At 68.2% G+C, this 15,233-nt stretch carries 13 protein-coding genes and 1 other RNA gene; 7 read left to right on the forward strand and 7 right to left on the reverse strand.

The window, feature by feature from the left end; genetic code table 11:
* Window positions 1-108 precede the first annotated feature (108 nt).
* Together ACFCV3_RS31255 and rnpB are read left to right on the forward strand one after the other, a co-directional pair.
* The gene (locus ACFCV3_RS31255) at window positions 109-477 is read left to right on the forward strand and encodes a DUF952 domain-containing protein (protein ID WP_376035928.1); all 369 of its coding nucleotides are present in this window, start codon (window positions 109-111) and stop codon (window positions 475-477) included.
* Between the two features lie 8 nt (window positions 478-485).
* Window positions 486-884, forward strand: an RNA gene (gene rnpB / locus ACFCV3_RS31260) — RNase P RNA component class A.
* 69 nt (window positions 885-953) lie between these two features.
* Here the strand turns inward: rnpB and panB are convergent.
* From panB to ACFCV3_RS31275, 3 genes are all read right to left on the reverse strand, one after another.
* Window positions 954-3,014 (reverse strand): 3-methyl-2-oxobutanoate hydroxymethyltransferase, encoded by a 2,061-nt coding sequence (gene panB, locus ACFCV3_RS31265; protein WP_376035930.1) that lies wholly within the window; start codon window positions 3,012-3,014, stop codon window positions 954-956.
* A gap of 176 nt (window positions 3,015-3,190) precedes the next feature.
* Complete coding sequence (locus tag ACFCV3_RS31270) at window positions 3,191-4,963, reverse strand: NAD+ synthase (RefSeq protein WP_376035932.1); 1,773 nt, start codon at window positions 4,961-4,963, stop codon at window positions 3,191-3,193.
* Window positions 4,964-4,972: 9 nt separating this feature from the next.
* Entirely contained in the window at window positions 4,973-5,512 is a 540-nt protein-coding gene (locus ACFCV3_RS31275; protein WP_376035934.1) for an AAA family ATPase, read from the reverse strand.
* Window positions 5,513-5,842: 330 nt separating this feature from the next.
* Here ACFCV3_RS31275 and ACFCV3_RS31280 point away from each other — a divergent pair, with 330 nt between their 5' ends.
* A complete protein-coding gene (locus ACFCV3_RS31280) occupies window positions 5,843-7,021 on the forward strand; it encodes a DUF418 domain-containing protein (RefSeq protein WP_376035936.1) in 1,179 nt (392 codons plus the stop codon).
* Here ACFCV3_RS31280 and ACFCV3_RS31285 read toward each other — a convergent pair.
* On the reverse strand, window positions 6,973-7,629 hold the full coding sequence (locus ACFCV3_RS31285) for a peptidoglycan recognition family protein (protein ID WP_376035938.1): 657 nt from the start codon (window positions 7,627-7,629) through the stop codon (window positions 6,973-6,975). The genes ACFCV3_RS31280 and ACFCV3_RS31285 overlap by 49 nt on opposite strands.
* Window positions 7,630-7,686: 57 nt before the next feature.
* Here ACFCV3_RS31285 and ACFCV3_RS31290 point away from each other — a divergent pair, with 57 nt between their 5' ends.
* Both ACFCV3_RS31290 and ACFCV3_RS31295 read left to right on the forward strand, forming a co-directional pair.
* On the forward strand, window positions 7,687-8,145 hold the full coding sequence (locus ACFCV3_RS31290; protein WP_376035940.1) for a hypothetical protein: 459 nt from the start codon (window positions 7,687-7,689) through the stop codon (window positions 8,143-8,145).
* Window positions 8,142-9,053, forward strand: coding sequence for a hypothetical protein (locus ACFCV3_RS31295; RefSeq protein WP_376035942.1), 912 nt, complete (start codon window positions 8,142-8,144; stop codon window positions 9,051-9,053). The genes ACFCV3_RS31290 and ACFCV3_RS31295 overlap by 4 nt, the downstream gene beginning before the upstream one ends.
* Here ACFCV3_RS31295 and ACFCV3_RS31300 read toward each other — a convergent pair.
* Window positions 8,979-9,380, reverse strand: coding sequence for a hypothetical protein (locus ACFCV3_RS31300; protein WP_376036197.1), 402 nt, complete (start codon window positions 9,378-9,380; stop codon window positions 8,979-8,981). The two genes, ACFCV3_RS31295 and ACFCV3_RS31300, sit on opposite strands and share 75 nt — an antisense overlap.
* A 120-nt stretch (window positions 9,381-9,500) precedes the next feature.
* Here ACFCV3_RS31300 and ACFCV3_RS31305 point away from each other — a divergent pair, with 120 nt between their 5' ends.
* Window positions 9,501-10,841 (forward strand): glutamine synthetase family protein, encoded by a 1,341-nt coding sequence (locus ACFCV3_RS31305; protein ID WP_132415057.1) that lies wholly within the window; start codon window positions 9,501-9,503, stop codon window positions 10,839-10,841.
* Here the strand turns inward: ACFCV3_RS31305 and ACFCV3_RS31310 are convergent.
* Both ACFCV3_RS31310 and ACFCV3_RS31315 read right to left on the reverse strand, forming a co-directional pair.
* On the reverse strand, window positions 10,838-11,413 hold the full coding sequence (locus ACFCV3_RS31310) for a peptidylprolyl isomerase (protein WP_376035944.1): 576 nt from the start codon (window positions 11,411-11,413) through the stop codon (window positions 10,838-10,840). The two genes, ACFCV3_RS31305 and ACFCV3_RS31310, sit on opposite strands and share 4 nt — an antisense overlap.
* Window positions 11,414-11,458: 45 nt before the next feature.
* Window positions 11,459-11,995: a hypothetical protein gene (locus ACFCV3_RS31315; protein WP_376035946.1), complete on the reverse strand. Its 537-nt coding sequence runs from the start codon at window positions 11,993-11,995 to the stop codon at window positions 11,459-11,461.
* 170 nt (window positions 11,996-12,165) lie between these two features.
* Between ACFCV3_RS31315 and ACFCV3_RS31320 the strand changes: the two genes are divergently transcribed.
* Window positions 12,166-15,141: a bifunctional [glutamine synthetase] adenylyltransferase/[glutamine synthetase]-adenylyl-L-tyrosine phosphorylase gene (locus ACFCV3_RS31320; protein ID WP_376035948.1), complete on the forward strand. Its 2,976-nt coding sequence runs from the start codon at window positions 12,166-12,168 to the stop codon at window positions 15,139-15,141.
* Window positions 15,142-15,233 lie beyond the last annotated feature (92 nt).

The raw sequence follows: 15,233 nt of genomic DNA on the forward strand, positions 1-15,233 counted from the left end.
CGGAGCGTCACGTCAAGACTTCGTTCGGCGACCATCCAAACTATCTGCCAACTTCTTACATCCATCACCCAAGATTTTGCAGGTCAGCCCACCACTTAGAGTGTCCGCATGGCGACGATCTTTCATCTCGCGTTCCCGGATCAGTGGGCGGCGGCTGTGGAGGCCGGGTGCTACCGCTGGTCGACGCGGGGCAAGTCTCTTGATGACGGGGCGACGTTCATCCATGCGTCGCGGCATGATCAGGTCGCGATGGTGGCCGACTTCGTGTACGACGATGTGGCCGGTCCGCTGAGTTTGCTGGTGATCGACACCGAGCGGCTGGTGTCGGCGCTGTGTGACGAGGACCTGGACGGGATCGGGATCAGCTTCCCGCACATCTACGGTCCGCTGAACCTGGATGCGGTGGTCGACGTCCGCCGGTACGAGCGGGGCGCCGACGGCCGATGGCCGGAGGTGGCCGCCGAAGCCGTATCCTGATCACGGAACGGGTCGGTCGGGCGATCGCGTCGTCCACGCGAGTGGGCGCCGAGGAAAGTCCGGACTCCACAGGGCAACGTGGTGGGTAACACCCACCCGGGGCAACCCGCGGGACAGTGCCACAGAGAACAGACCGCCAGCGGCTTCGGTGAACCCCGTGGTTCATCGAGGTGCGGGTGAGGGTGAAACGGTGGTGTAAGAGACCACCAGCTCCCCAGGTGACTGGGGAGGCTCGGTAAACCCCACGTGGAGCAAGGCCAAGAAGGACGACGGGCAACCGCCGTCCGCGCGAGCGTTCGAGGGCTGCCCGCCCGAGCTCGCGGGTAGGCCGCTAGAGACGGCTGGCAACAGTCGTCGTAGATAGATGATCGCCACAACAGGATCCGGCTTACGGACCGGCCCGTTCCCCACTCCACCACTCCCGCGTCCGCCGGGGGCGCACCCCTCCGTCCGGCGGTAGACGGTGGATGGAGGGGCTAGAAGGTGTGGTCGTCGGTGGGGAAGGTGCCGTTGGCTACGTCGGCGGCGTAGGTGGTGGCGGCGCCGGTGAGGATGCCTCGGAGGTCGGCGTACTGCTTGACGAAGCGGGGCATGGGGCCGGAACGGAGGCCGGCCATGTCTTGCCAGACGAGGACCTGGGCGTCGGTGTCGCGGCCGGCGCCGATGCCTATGGTCGGGATCGGGATGCGTTTGGTGATCTCGGCGGAGACGTCCCCGGGGACCATCTCGAGCACGACGGAGAAGGCGCCGGCTTCGGCGAGGGCGACGGCGTCGTCGATCAGGCCGGCGGCTTGGTCGCCGCGGCCCTGGACGCGGTAGCCGCCGATGCTGTGTTCGCTCTGCGGGGTGAAGCCGATGTGCGCCATCACGGGGATGCCGGACTGGGTCAGCTTCTCGACCATCGGTACGACGGTCCGGCCGCCCTCGAGCTTGACCGCGTGGACGCCGGCTTCCTTCATGAACCGGACTGCGGTGTGGAAGGCCTGCTCCGGCGACGCCTGGTACGAACCGAACGGCAGGTCGGCGACGACCAGCGCGCGGCCGGCTGCGTTCGCCACGGCGCGGGCGAGCGGGATGAGCTCGTCCACCGTGACGCGCAAGGTCGTGTCGTAGCCGAAGACGTTGTTGGCAGCGGAGTCGCCGACGAGCAGCACGGGGATGCCGGCCTGGTCGAAGATCTCGGCGGTGTACTGGTCGTACGCGGTCAGCATCGCCCACTTCTCACCGCGGTTCTTCATGTCCCGCAGGTGGTGGACCCGGTACCGCCGCGGCGGCCGCCTCGGGGCGTCGCCCGAGGTCGCTCCCGCATCGCCGCCGGTGCTGAGGGCGCCGGTGTCGGACGAAACGTTCTCGGACGGCGCCGACGAGTTCGCGACCTCCGGCGTACCGGCGGTGGCGGTTGCTGCTGCTTGGGCGCGGCGTGCGCGGTGCGTGGCGACGTGCTCGGCCGGCACCTGGCTCGGGGCGTCCTGCTGTACGTCGGCCCGTCGGCGCGCGCCGATCCGCGACCGCGGCTCGCTCACCGGGGCGTTGCTCTCGTACTCCGCGCTCGGATCCGACAGATAGCTCGGAGTCGACGCAGCCTTCTGTTCAGTCGACTGCGGCTGCGACGGCGCAGGGGCCGGAGTAGCCGGGGCAGGCTGGGCCGGAGCCCGTGGCGGAGTCGGCGGCTGTAACGGCGCCGGCGACTGCTGAACCGGTGGCTGCTGCTCCGGCTGCCGACCGGGCGGAGGCTGCAGCGGGCTCAGGCCGTTGCTCGGCGACGGCGACGGCGACTGCGGCTGTGACTGGGACGGCGACTGTGACGGCGCGGGCGGTTGCAGAGGCAACGCGCCCGTCGTCGGCGGTACGCCGTTCTGCTGCGGCGCCGGGCTGCTCCAGTTGGTCGACCCGTTCGACGCGGGCGGCGCCTGCTGGGTCAGGCCGTTGCTGCCCTGCGGTGCGGCCGGGGGACGCGGGGGCTGCTGCGATGCCTGCTGAGGCGGCTGGGGCTGTTGCTGTGGCGGGGGAGCCTGCCGGTTCGGCGGTACGCCGTTGTTCCCGTTCCCCGGTGCGAACGGACTGGGCCGATTCGGGGCAGGCGGCTGCTGCGGACGGAACGGGCTCTCCTGCGGGTACGCCGGCTGTCCGTACGGCTGCTCTTCACTCCGCGCCTGCTGCTCGCGCTCCCCGTAGTACTCGGGGCGCTGCGGCTCGCCGTACGGCGAACGTGGCGGCTGCTGAGGCGCCGGCGCCTGCGCGGGTGGCTCGGGGTACCGCTGTTGCTGCGGCGGCTGGGCCGGCGGCGGGCCGGGCAGGTACGGCGGCTTCGGCACGTACGGCTGCTGCGGCACGGGGCCGCGTTCGAACTGCCGCGGTGCGTTCGGCAGCGACGGCGACGGGTCGAGGCCGAGCCCGTTGGGCCGGTCCCGCCAGGGGTCGCTGTCGTAGTCCGAACGGCGGTGTTCTTCGGTTGTCCGGTTCGACGGTCCGGTCCCGTACGGCGAGGGCAGCTCGTCGTCGTCCTGGGTACCGGCCGACATGAAGTTGTCAACCATGCCCTCATCGTCCCACTGATGCGCAGGGTAAGCGCCACCGCCTGTCGCTGAGTGGTCAGTCACATCGTCCCTGGACCGGCCGGAGTCACGGTCTCTGGACGTGCCTGAATCACCGCCGACCTCCTCAGGAGATCCCCACGGTGTGTTCTCGGATGGGCGGTACCGCCAGGAGTCGCTCAGTGCTCGGCTGCCTTCCTTGCGTCCTCACGCCATGCATTGGTGATCGGCAACCGGCGGTCCCGGCCGAAGGCCTTGTGAGTGATCTTCGGGCCCGGTGGGTACTGCCGGCGCTTGTACTCCGCGCGGTCGACCAGCTGGATCACCTTGCTCACCAGCTCGGTCTCGAATCCGGATGCGACCAGCTCGGCGCTGCCGCGGTCCAGCTCGACGTAATCGTCCAGCATGTCGTCGAGCAGGTCGTACGGCGGCAGCGAGTCGGTGTCCTGCTGCCCCGGGCGAAGCTCGGCGGACGGGGGTTTGGCGATCGAGTTCTCGGGGATCGGCGGCTGCTTGCCGCGGGCCTTGGCGTCCTCGTTGCGCCACTTGGCCAGTCGCCAGACGACGGTCTTCGGGACGTCCTTGAGCGGTGCGTAACCACCGACCGCGTCGCCGTAGATGGTGGAGTACCCGACCGACAGCTCGGATTTGTTGCCACAAGCAAGTACCAGGTGGCCGTCGGCGTTCGACAGGCCCATCCAGATCACCGCACGGACGCGGGCCTGGAGGTTCTCCTCGGCCAGCCCGGTCAGACCGAGGGTGTCGATGAACGGCTGCACCATCGGCTGGATCGGGATCACCCGGTAGTTCAGGCCGGTGCGCGCGGCGAGCTCGGCGGCGTCGTCCTTGGAGTGGTCACTGGAGTAGACGCTCGGGTTCGAGACGCCGAACACGTGCTCGGAACCGATCGCGTCACAGGCGATCGCCGCGACCAGCGACGAGTCGATGCCGCCGGACAGCCCGAGCAGGACCGACTTGAAGCCGTTCTTCTGCACGTAGTCGCGCAGGCCGGTGACGATCGCGCCGTACATCTCGGCCTCGTCCGCCAACCGCGGCGCAACGGCGGCCGCGATCGGTTCGTACGCCGGGAGCGCGTCCTCGTGGATGACCGTGTGCACGATCTCGATGCCCTCGTGCGTACCGGACGGCGTACCGGTCGCGGCGGGTAGTTCGAGGTCGACGACCATGCTGCCCTGCTCGAACTGCGGTGCGCGGGCGAAGATGTTGCCTTCGGCGTCGGAGATCAGCGAGTCGCCGTCGAAGACGAGCTCGTCCTGGCCGCCGATCAGGTTCACGTAGGCAAGGGCGCAGCCGGCCTCGCGAGCACGCCGCGTGACGAGCTCGCCCCGTACGTCGTCCTTGTTCGCCTCGTACGGCGAGCTGTTGATGACCAGAAGCAGTCCCGCATCAGCGGCCTTCGCAACCGCCACCGGACCGCCGTCCTGCCACAGGTCCTCACAGATCGCCAGCGCGACATCGACGCCGTGGATCCGGACCACCTGCAGAGTGTTGCCCGGAACGAAGTGCCGGAACTCGTCGAACACCCCGTAGTTCGGCAGATGGTGCTTCACCGCGCTCGTCACCACGTGCCCTTGGTGGATGACCGCGGCCGCGTTCGTCGGCGAACCCTTCGGACGGCCGAGCCGGTCGACCCCCATCGCCGTACCGGTGGCGCGGTCCAGATACCCACACACCACCACGATGTCGCCCAGACCCTCGTCGGCAAGCCGCTTCGCCAGCCCCCGGATCTTCGCCTGCGACGCATCCACGAACGACCCGCGCAACGCAAGATCCTCGACCGGGTAACCAGTCAGTGCCAACTCCGGAAACGCCACCACGTGCGCACCACGCTCGACGGCGTTCCGCGTCCAGGCAACGATCTTCTCGGCGTTCCCGTCCACATCACCGACAGTCACATTGAGCTGAGCAAGAGCCACCCGAAGCTGAGACACGAGAGCACACTACTGTCTCCGCCGTTCTTTCCAACCCCCGATCCACCCCAGGACACGCCCAACGTTCACCCCAACCGGCTCAACCGCATCCACCCGCAAGCATTCCGACCCCACCCCCGGATACTCCACCCGCATCCGCTCGACGTGATCCCACCCGACCTCATGCCACCCAGGAATCCCCCGCCGCCGCCCCTCCAACCGCTGCCGGTGCAGGTCCTGATCGGTGCACACACACTCGATCACACGCAACCGCCCGCCGTACTCGTCCGCCAGTCGCGCCCACCCCGCAACCGTCGCGTCATCCACCAAACAGTCCACGATCGCCGACTGCCCCAGCATCAACTGCCGCCGTACCAACGTCTCCAGCAAGCCGTAATACATCGCCAGAAACTCGGCCCGCCCCAACCCCACCAACACCCCATGCGGCTTCAACGCGCCCATCAACCAGTCCCCGGCAAACACCGGCACCCCACCCCGCCGCCCCACCTCCTCGGCCAGCGTCGACTTCCCCGTCCCCGGCAAACCGGTGAAGACCACAACCTGCGCCATCTCCCCACCCTGCCACGACCCGTACCGCCCTGTTTCGGCCGACCGCAGTTCGCTGGCTCAGCACCCAGATTGGGGGTTAAGCACTCGCGTTCACGGTGCCTAACCCCACATTTCGCTGCCTGGCCAGCGAAATCGGCCGGTCGGCAAAGCTAGCCACCGCGGTACCCCGGTCCCGCCACAACGTCCGAAGAACCCGCAGGCGTGGTCTCCGGATGTTCGGACGTTGGAGGGTGGCGAGCGCGTCGTACCCGTCCAGCAGCGACGAAGGTTCGTTGTGGCGGCGACTTTCGTTGGATGTGGTGGTGGGGCGGTGGGCGGTTGAGTGGGGGGATGACGATGAGTGGTGGGCCTACTGGGGTGGGGGAGCGGGCGCTGGGGCCGGATTTGGCTCGGGGGTTCATGTTGTTGTTCATCGCGTTGGCGAACTCGCATTACTTTGTGGCGGGGGACCGGTCGTTCGGTGGGTTTCCGGTGGGCGGGTCGGTGCTGGATCGCGGGGTCGGGGCGGTGATCTCGACGTTCGTGGACGGGCGGGCGTTTCCGATGTTCGGGGTGTTGTTCGGGTACGGCGTGGCGCAGATCGTGCGGCGGCAGCGGGAGAGCGGGCGGGAGTGGTGGCCGATCCGGAAGTTGTTGTGGCGGCGGAGTCTGGTGCTGGTGGTGCTGGGGTTCGTGCACGGGATGCTCCTGTATGTCGGCGACATCCTGGCCGCGTACGGCGTGCTGCTGTTCCTCGGCGTGTGGGCCCTGCGCTGGAAGGACATCTGGCTCTTCGTCGTGGCCGGCCTCTTCCTGGTGCTGACCGCGCTGCCGACCGACGACTCGCTCTCCACGATGACGGAGGCGACGGATCCGGCGATGTTGCCGGTCAACCTGATCGAGCAGTTCGCTGACCGGCTCGCCGTGCAGCCGTACATCGCGTTGCTCGGCCCGATCGGATTCATGACTCCGTTCCTGATCGGGCTGTGGGCCGGCCGCCGGCGCATCCTCGAACGGCCCGACGAGCACCTCAGGCTGCTGCGGACGACGGCGGTCGCCGGCCTCAGCATCGCGATCGTCGGCGCGCTGCCGGTGTCGCTGGTGATCGGCGGCATCATCGACCGCCCGAGTGCGGACGACCTTTCGGTCCTCGGCCCGCTGCACGACGCGACCGGTGTCTTCGGAGGCTTCGGGTACGCCGCTTTGATCGTGCTGATCGCTCGCAAGCTGGCTGATCGCCAGGGCCCGTTCACCCTGGCGATCGCCGCCGTCGGTCAGCGGTCGCTGACCTGCTACCTCAGCCAGTCGGTCGTCTGGGCGATCGTCTTCACGCCCTACCTGCTCGACCTCTCCGGCACGCTCACCACCACGACCACAGCGTTACTCGCCATCGCCACCTGGCTGGCAACCGTCCTGATGGCCGATCGGATGCGCAAGGCCAACAACCGCGGACCGTTCGAGAAGCTGATCCGCTGGTTCACCTACAAGACCGCGGCCACCCGGTCCCGCAGTTCCGGCAGCCTGGCGTAGAAGACGTCACCCGGGCACTGGGTCGCGTTGTAGTCCCGGTGCCCGACGATCGCCACGTGCGGATCGAGCCCGTACTTCGTGCACAGCCACGCACACGTCAGCACCGACATGTCGAACAACGCCACCGGCACGTTCGCCGAGACGTAGATCCCTTCGTGCTCGATCCCGATCGTGTGGCTGTTGTGGTTGGCGGTCTGCGCACCGAGCACGTTCTGTCCGTTGTTGATCGACGACAGCGACTTGCTCCGGCCCTCCATCAGGAACCCGCCCCGGCTGATCGTCAGCTGCTGCCCGGCATCGATCCAGCCGTTCTTGTCCATGTGCAGGTCCTGGATCCAGTGCGAGACCTTGTACGCCGCCGCCAGCGAATAGTCGGTGACGTTGGGGGAGGCGGTGTGGTGGATGACGATGTGGTCGGGCTTGGCGATCACCTGGGTGGCGGATTTCGGCGGCCGGGCCGACCATTCGGAGCGCGTGTAGCAGCGGGGGGCCGGGGCGCCGTACGCCGCGGTCGTGGGGAGCGCGATCCCGCCGAGCAGGACCCCGGAGGCGGCAGCGCCGCGCAGCAGGGTCCGTCGGGAGGGTTGGAAACTTTCGGGGGCGGTCATGCTTAGGAAAATCCCCTACCGGAAGCCCGGTCAAACCGTTCTGGTCTAATACGTCGGGTGACGGATGGTGAGCTCAGGCTCGGGCGGGTCGGCAAGGCGGTCCGGGTGCTGATCGCGGTGGTCGGCATCGTGCTGCTGATCAACGGGTCGGCGCGGGCCTCCGACGACGCGTGGCCGTTCGGCCCGATGTCGCAGTACGCCGGTGCGGTCGCCGACGACGCCTCGGTCACCTTCACCCGGATCAGTGCGCAGACCGACGCCGGTACGACGGTCGACGTACCCCTGAACATCGAGGGCGCGGGGGTCGCCCGGGCCGAGATCGAGGCGCGGACCGGCGAGATCGAGAAGGACCCGTCGCTGCTGCAGCAGGTCGCCGACGGCTGGAAGAACAAGCACCCCGACCAGCCGCAGTACGTGAAACTCGAACTCATCCGCGACACCACACAACTGGTAAAAGGCCGGGTCGTCGGCCCACCGACGCCTGAGGTGCTCGCGACGTGGCAGGTGCGTCGATGAACCGAGTAGCAAACTGGTTCACGCCGAAGATCGCCTTGGCCCGGGTCGCTTGGCTGCGGACGGTCCTGTACCTCTTCGTCATCCTCGACATGCACGCGTTCGTCCGCGACACCCGCCTCAAAGGCGAGCATCCCGGTCTCTACCAACCGCTCCTGCTGGCCCGGATCTTCGACCTCCCGAAGCCCTCGGTCGCGAACACCACCGCCCTGTACGTCGTTCTGATCGTGGCCTGCCTGATCGGTGCCACGAACTGGTTCCCGCGGATCGCCGGGTGGGTCGTCGCCCCGGCGTTCACGTGGTGGGTGCTGATCGGGATGAGCGATGGGAAGGTCGACCACGACCACCTGGCGCTCGTCGTGGCGCTCTGGGTGCTGCCGACGGTCAGATCGACGAGACGCGGACGAGCGGCGTACGGGGATCAGACGCGTTCCGAGGCGGCCGGGTGGGCGGTGCGCTGCGTGCAGATCTCCGTGATCGCGACGTACTTCCTGTCGTGGGTAGCGAAGGTGCGCAGCCCGGGGTGGAACTTCAGTTGGCCGAGCAGCGCGATCCTGACCTGGGCGATCGTCCGGCGGCCGCATCCGGTCGGGGAGTGGCTGCTGCACCACCCGTGGATGCTGCATGTGATGCAGTGGGTCGGGTTCGTCGCGGAGTTCTTGTCCCCGGTGATCCTCTGGCTCAAGGGCCGGTGGCAACTGATCGGCGCGCTGTTCTTCATCGGCTTCCACGTGGCGAACACGGCGATCCTGCTGATCCACTTCCTGCCGACCGTGGTCTGCTGGCTCGCCTTCGCCCCGCTGGAGCGGATCGTGCCTTGGTTCAAGAAGCGCAGGTCAGACCGCGATGCCGGAGAGGCCGAAGATGAGCCCGAAGGCAGCGGGCAGGCCCAGCAGCAGGCCGGCGCGTAGCCGGAACCGGCGCCCACCCGGACCGGGAGTCCGAACGACCCGGGACAGCACCGCACCGGCGTACCCGAAGACGAAGGCGACCAGCAGGATCTGCCGGGTCGGCAGATTGTCGGCGTCGTGGTGGGTCAGCCCCAGCGTGATCAGCCCCGGGAAGCAGAACGCGCACATCCCGAAACCGATCTCCGGCAGCGGCAGCCAGCGTCGCCCGAGCACGTCCCGCTCGGCCGGCCGGCGATTCCGGATCGACTGCACGAACCGCGCCGTGGAGAGCAGCAGATCGCTCACGCACAGGATCGCGGCCACTATCAGCGCGACCCGGAACATCATCTGCACGAGGACACGGTAGGGCCTGATACGTGTCATGTCGCCCGCAGCACGTAACGTCTGCTTAACAGAGGCGGGGCACACTGTGTGAGGGCCGCACAAACCGACAATCGAGGTGGACCGATGGACAAGCAGCAGGAGTTCGTACTGCGCGCACTCGAGGAGCGCGACGTACGCTTCGTGCGGCTCTGGTTCACCGATGTACTCGGGTTCCTGAAGTCGGTGGCGGTGGCACCGGCCGAGCTGGAGGGCGCGTTCTCGGAGGGGATCGGGTTCGACGGCTCCGCGATCGAGGGGTTCGCCCGGGTGACCGAGGCGGACATGCTGGCCAAGCCGGACCCGTCGACGTTCCAGATCCTGCCGTGGCGCGGCGAGACGATGGGGACCGCGCGGATGTTCTGCGACATCAACATGCCGGACGGGTCCGCGTCGTTCGCCGACCCGCGGCATGTGCTGAAGCGGACGCTGTCGAAGGCAGCCGACCTCGGGTTCACCTTCTACACGCATCCCGAGATCGAGTTCTACCTGTTCAAGTCGCTGGTCGGCGCGGTCGGGACGACCCCGGAGCCGGTCGACTCGTCCGGGTACTTCGACCACACGCCGCAGGGCATCGGCAACGACTTCCGCCGTGAGGCGATCACGATGCTGGAGTCGATGGGGATTTCCGTCGAGTTCAGTCACCACGAGGGTGGCCCGGGCCAGCAGGAGATCGACCTGCGGTACGCCGATGCGCTGTCGACCGCGGACAACATCATGACGTTCCGCGTCGTGGTGAAGGAGGTCGCGCTGTCGCAGGGCATCTACGCGTCCTTCATGCCGAAGCCGCTGAGCGACCAGCCCGGCTCCGGGATGCACACCCACATGTCGCTGTTCGAGGGTGACCGGAACGCCTTCTTCGAGGGCGGCGCGCAGTACCAGCTGTCCAAGACCGGCCGCGCGTTCATCGCCGGCCTGCTGCACCACGCGGCCGAGATCACCGCAGTGACGAACCAGTGGGTGAACTCCTACAAGCGGCTCGCCGTCGGCGACGAAGCGCCGTCGTTCGTCTCGTGGGGTCACAACAACCGGTCCGCGCTCGTGCGGGTGCCGATGTACAAGCCGCACAAGGGTCAGTCGTCGCGCGTCGAGTTCCGCTCGCTGGATTCGGCCGCCAACCCGTACCTCGCCTTCGCGCTGATGCTCGCCGCCGGCCTGAAGGGCATCGAGGAGGGCTACGAGCTACCGCGCGAGGTCGAGGAAGACGTCTGGTCGCTGACCCCGCGTGAGCGCAAGGCGCTCGGCATCAAGCCGCTGCCGGGCAGCCTCGCCGAGGCCATCCACGCGATGGAGGAGAGCGAGCTGGTCGCCGAGACCCTGGGCGAGCACGTCTTCGACTTCTTCCTCCGGAACAAGCGCGCCGAATGGCAGGACTACCGCCGCCAGGTCACGCCGTTCGAACTCAACAAACTCCTTCCGGTTCTCTAACCGACGAGGACTTCCAGCACCTGTACGGGTTGCCCGGGCTCGGCCGCGATGCGGTCGAGGACGGTGAGGCCGTTGCTGACGACACCGATGATGGTGGAGTTGGGTGGGGCGCCGTGGACGCCGTGGACCAGGAAGAACGCGCTGCTGTTGCCGGCGCCTTGATTGCTCAGGGCAACCACGCCGCGGCGGTACTGTTCCTTGCCGGTGAGCTCGACCGGGAAGCGGTACCCGGGCCGCCCCGCACCGCACTCGAGGATCGCCCGAGTACGGCGCGGGCACGGGGTCCCGTGGTAGTACCGCTGGAGTGCGAGATGAGTGAAGCTGTGCACCGCACAGGGGGCGTTCTGCCGGTCGAGCCGCAGTTCGAGGGTGCCGCGGTCGGTCTTGAGCGTCACCTTCACCGAGCCCAGCACCGGGGTCAGTGAGAACGGCGGCCGCACGGTGCCGTCACCGGTCCGGGTGTAGGTGCAGTTCTTGAACATTGTTGGGGTGGCGCGCACCGTCCAGCTCTCGAGGACGAGCACGACCGCGGCGACCAGCAGGATGGCGACAACCCGTTTCCAACGGCCCATGCCATCGAAAATAACACCGCGTAGCCGAATTGCAACAGAGTGTGTTCAGAGCGAGTTGGCGGCCTTGAGCAGCTCGTCCGGGTTGGGCTCGGCCGTGAGAGGTTCGGCCGGGACGTCGTCCGACGAGTGGGTCGAGGTGAAACGCGCGGTCGCCGTCGAGTGCCGGTACGGCGCCTCGATCGGATCAGCCGGTACGACGGGCGCCGGCTCGATCACCGGTTGAGGCGGGATCACCGGCGTACTGTCGTCGGCCAGCGCATGCACCTCCTCGACCGTGAGGAACGCGACCGGCCGGACCCCTTCGGTGATCACCACCAGACAGCCGGGGATCACCTGCTGGGCCCGATTCCCCTGTCCAGGAACGAGAATCCCCTCGACCGGCGTCCGCCAGGCACCGGGCGCGAAGCGTCGCAGGCAGACGCCCGCCTGCCCGTCCTCGGCGGTCCGCGGTGGGAGAAAGGCTGTGCCCGTGTAGTCGTAGTCGTAGTCCGGTTCGGGCGGCCCGGATACTCGCCCACCCTGCTGGGGCGTCAACCAGACCACCATGCCCCGAACAGCGAGCGACCCCGTCATCATGACCATGAAGACTCATCATGCCGACTACAGCCCGAATACGCCAGGCAACTCCGTGTATTGACTGCAACCCCCTGTAGATCTCGCCGCAACCCGCTCGCGCGCTCGCCGAAATTCTGTCACGCGACGTGGCCGACGGCGGTGCAACGGCGCGCACTGAACTAGGTAGCCTGACGGTCGTGGCGGATGCGCAACGAGGGACTGGCGAAGGGCGACTGGCTCGGCTGGGGTTCGGGGATCCGCAGCGGGCCGCGCAGCTGCTGCAGCAGCTGGAAGCGCTGCATCCGATCGCCACCGACCAGCTGATCACCACGCTGTCGGAGTCGGCCGATCCGGATCTGGCGCTGCACAGTCTGCTCAGCATGGTGGAGGCGCTCGACCGCAACCAGTACGACGTCGCCGGGTTCGCTCGCACACTCGAGATGGACGGCGACTTCCGCAGACGGCTGATCTTCGTGCTCGGCGCGAGTGAGGCGTTCGGGCGGCACCTCAGCGTCCACCCGCGGCATTGGTACGACCTCGCCGATCCCACGCTGACCGGCTCGCGCCCCTCGATCGAGGATGTCGCCGCGAAGCTCGCGTCCGCCGTCGACGCGGACAAGCCGATCGATGCGCTCCGGGTCGAATACCGCCGGCTGCTGCTGCGGCTCGCCGCCCGCGACCTGGCCGAGGGATTGTTGGTCGACGAGGTGGCCGCCGTACTGGCTGATCTCGCCGGGGGAGCGCTGGAGACCGCGCTGCGGATCGCGCGTAACAACTACTTCGCCCTTCATCCCGAGGCTGCCGATTGTCGACTCGCAGTCATTGCCATGGGCAAGTGTGGTGGCCGGGAACTCAACTATGTCAGTGATGTCGACGTCCTGTTCGTCGCAGAGCCGCTAGACGGTGAAGCCGAGGCGCCGGCCCTGAAGACCGCGTCCCAGCTGGCCGCGGCCGCGATGCGGATCTGCTCCGACCACACCGGCGAGGGCACGCTCTGGCCCGTCGACGCGGCGCTGCGGCCGGAAGGCAAGTCCGGCCCGCTCGTCCGCACGCTCGAGAGTCACCTGGCCTACTACCAGCGCTGGGCGAAGACCTGGGAATTCCAGGCCCTGCTCAAGGCACGGCCGGTCGCCGGTGACGCCGACCTCGGCCGCGAGTACGGCGAACGGATCGGCAAGCTGGTCTGGTCGGCGGCGGACCGCGAAGGATTCGTCAGCGACGTCCAGGCGATGCGACGCCGGGTGATCGACCACATCCCGGCCGCCGATGTCGATCGCCAGCTCAAGCTCGGGCCGGGCGGTCTGCGTGACGTGGAATTCGCCGTACAGCTCCTGCAGCTTGTGCATGGGCGCAGCGATGAGGCGGTCCGCAGCGGTACGACGTTGATCGCGCTGGAGTCGCTCACCACGAGCGGGTACGTCGGTCGTACGGATGGCGCCGTACTGGCTGATGCCTACCGGTTCCTGCGGTCGATGGAACACCGCATTCAGCTCTACCGGTTGCGGCGTACGCATCAGGTGCCTGAGGACGACGCCGACCTGCGGCGGCTCGGTCGCTCGCTCGGCTTCACGAAGAACCCGGTGGCCGACCTGACTGCGGCGTGGAAGAAACATGCGCTCGAGGTCCGGCGCTTGCACGAGAAGCTCTTCTACCGGCCGTTGCTCGCGGCGGTGGCGCGGATTCCTGGAGTCGAGGTCAGGCTCACGCCGCAGGCAGCGCGGCAGCGGTTGACCGCGCTCGGGTACGCCGATCCGGTCTCGGCGCTACGGCATATCGAGGCGTTGTCCGAAGGGGTGTCGCGGCGGTCGTCGATCCAGAAGGCGTTGCTGCCCGCGATGCTTGGCTGGTTTGCCGAGTCGCCCGACCCTGATGCGGGTCTGCTCGCGTTCCGGACCATCTCGGACAGCCTTGGATCGACCCCGTGGTACTTGCGTCAGCTCCGCGACGAAGGTGCGTCCGCGGAGCGGCTCGCGCACTTGCTGGCCAGCGGCCGGTACGCCGTCGATCTCCTGCAGCGTGCCCCGGAAGCGACCGCGATGCTCGCCGATGAACGTGAGCTCGTCCCGCGGACGCCCGAGGGTTTGCGGACCGAGATGTCGGCTGCTGCCGGTCGGCAGGATCAGCCGGAAGCCGCGGTGGCGGCGATTCGTGCTGTGCGTCGGCGGGAGCTGTTCCGGGTTGCGGCTGCGGATCTGTCGGGTCTGCTCGATGTCGAGGCGGTCGGCAACGCGCTGACCGGGATCTCGATCGGCACGCTCACGACGGCGCTCGAGGTTGCCCGGAAGGCGGTCGCCAAGGGGGCGCCGGAGCCGACGCGGATGGCGATCGTGGCGATGGGTCGCTTCGGTGGACACGAGCTCGGGTATGGCAGCGACGCCGACGTGATGTTCGTCCACGACCCAGTGCCTGGTGCGGACGAGAAGGCGGCCACGGACTTCGCCACCCAGGCCGCGACTGAGCTTCGCCGCCTGCTCTCGTTGCCGGGTGCTGATCCGGCGGTCGCGATCGATGCGGACCTGCGCCCGGAGGGTCGCCAGGGACCACTTGTGCGGACGCTGGCGTCGTACGCGTCGTACTACGCACGCTGGTCGGCAGTCTGGGAAGCTCAAGCCCTGCTGCGCGCGGATCCTTTGTGCGGCGACCCTGACCTCTGTACGGCGTTCCGCGCGCTGATCGACCCGCTGCGCTACCCGGCTCACGGTGTCGGTGAGCGCGACGTGATGGAGATCCGCCGGATCAAGGCCCGCGTGGACGCGGAGCGCCTGCCCAGGGGAGCGAACCGCAGTACCCACACCAAGCTCGGTCGCGGTGGACTAGCCGATATCGAGTGGACCGTCCAACTGCTCCAGCTCCGTGAAGCGCACCGCCTCCCCGGCCTGCGCACCACCCGCACCCTCGCAGCGCTGCGAGCCGGCGTCGAAGCCGGCCTGGTCGACGCCACCGAGGCCGAGACCCTCGAGACCGCCTGGGAGTTCGCGTCCCGGATCCGCAACGCGATCATGCTCGTCCGCGCCCGCCCCGGCGACTCCCTCCCCACCGATCCCCGAGACCTGGCCGCCGTAGCCCAGATCTGCGGCTACCCACCCGGCGAATCCAGCCGCTTCTCCGACGACTACCTCCGCATCACCCGCCGAGCCCACAACACCGTCGCCCACCTCTTCTGGGACGACTAACCCCAACGTCGGCTGGGGCATGCTGTACGACGTCGAGCAGAAGGCCGGATATCAGCTCGTGTTGTCGGGCGGGGCGGGCTGGGGTGGCGGGG

It is taken from the genome of Kribbella sp. NPDC056345 (assembly GCF_042262745.1).
Classification (GTDB): domain Bacteria; phylum Actinomycetota; class Actinomycetes; order Propionibacteriales; family Kribbellaceae; genus Kribbella.

What these genes read in the sequence shown, in the direction of transcription:
- ACFCV3_RS31300 (WP_376036197.1), bottom strand. Translation starts at nt 9,380, where the DNA reads ATGATGTTCCGGGTCGCGCTGATAGTGGCCGCGATCCTGTGCGTGAGC.
- ACFCV3_RS31315 (WP_376035946.1), bottom strand. Translation starts at nt 11,995, where the DNA reads ATGGTCATGATGACGGGGTCGCTCGCTGTTCGGGGCATGGTGGTCTGG.
- ACFCV3_RS31275 (WP_376035934.1), bottom strand. Translation starts at nt 5,512, where the DNA reads ATGGCGCAGGTTGTGGTCTTCACCGGTTTGCCGGGGACGGGGAAGTCG.
- ACFCV3_RS31255 (WP_376035928.1), top strand. Translation starts at nt 109, where the DNA reads ATGGCGACGATCTTTCATCTCGCGTTCCCGGATCAGTGGGCGGCGGCT.
- ACFCV3_RS31310 (WP_376035944.1), bottom strand. Translation starts at nt 11,413, where the DNA reads ATGGGCCGTTGGAAACGGGTTGTCGCCATCCTGCTGGTCGCCGCGGTC.
- ACFCV3_RS31280 (WP_376035936.1), top strand. Translation starts at nt 5,843, where the DNA reads ATGACGATGAGTGGTGGGCCTACTGGGGTGGGGGAGCGGGCGCTGGGG.
- panB (WP_376035930.1), bottom strand. Translation starts at nt 3,014, where the DNA reads ATGGTTGACAACTTCATGTCGGCCGGTACCCAGGACGACGACGAGCTG.
- ACFCV3_RS31305 (WP_132415057.1), top strand. Translation starts at nt 9,501, where the DNA reads ATGGACAAGCAGCAGGAGTTCGTACTGCGCGCACTCGAGGAGCGCGAC.
- ACFCV3_RS31285 (WP_376035938.1), bottom strand. Translation starts at nt 7,629, where the DNA reads ATGACCGCCCCCGAAAGTTTCCAACCCTCCCGACGGACCCTGCTGCGC.
- ACFCV3_RS31295 (WP_376035942.1), top strand. Translation starts at nt 8,142, where the DNA reads ATGAACCGAGTAGCAAACTGGTTCACGCCGAAGATCGCCTTGGCCCGG.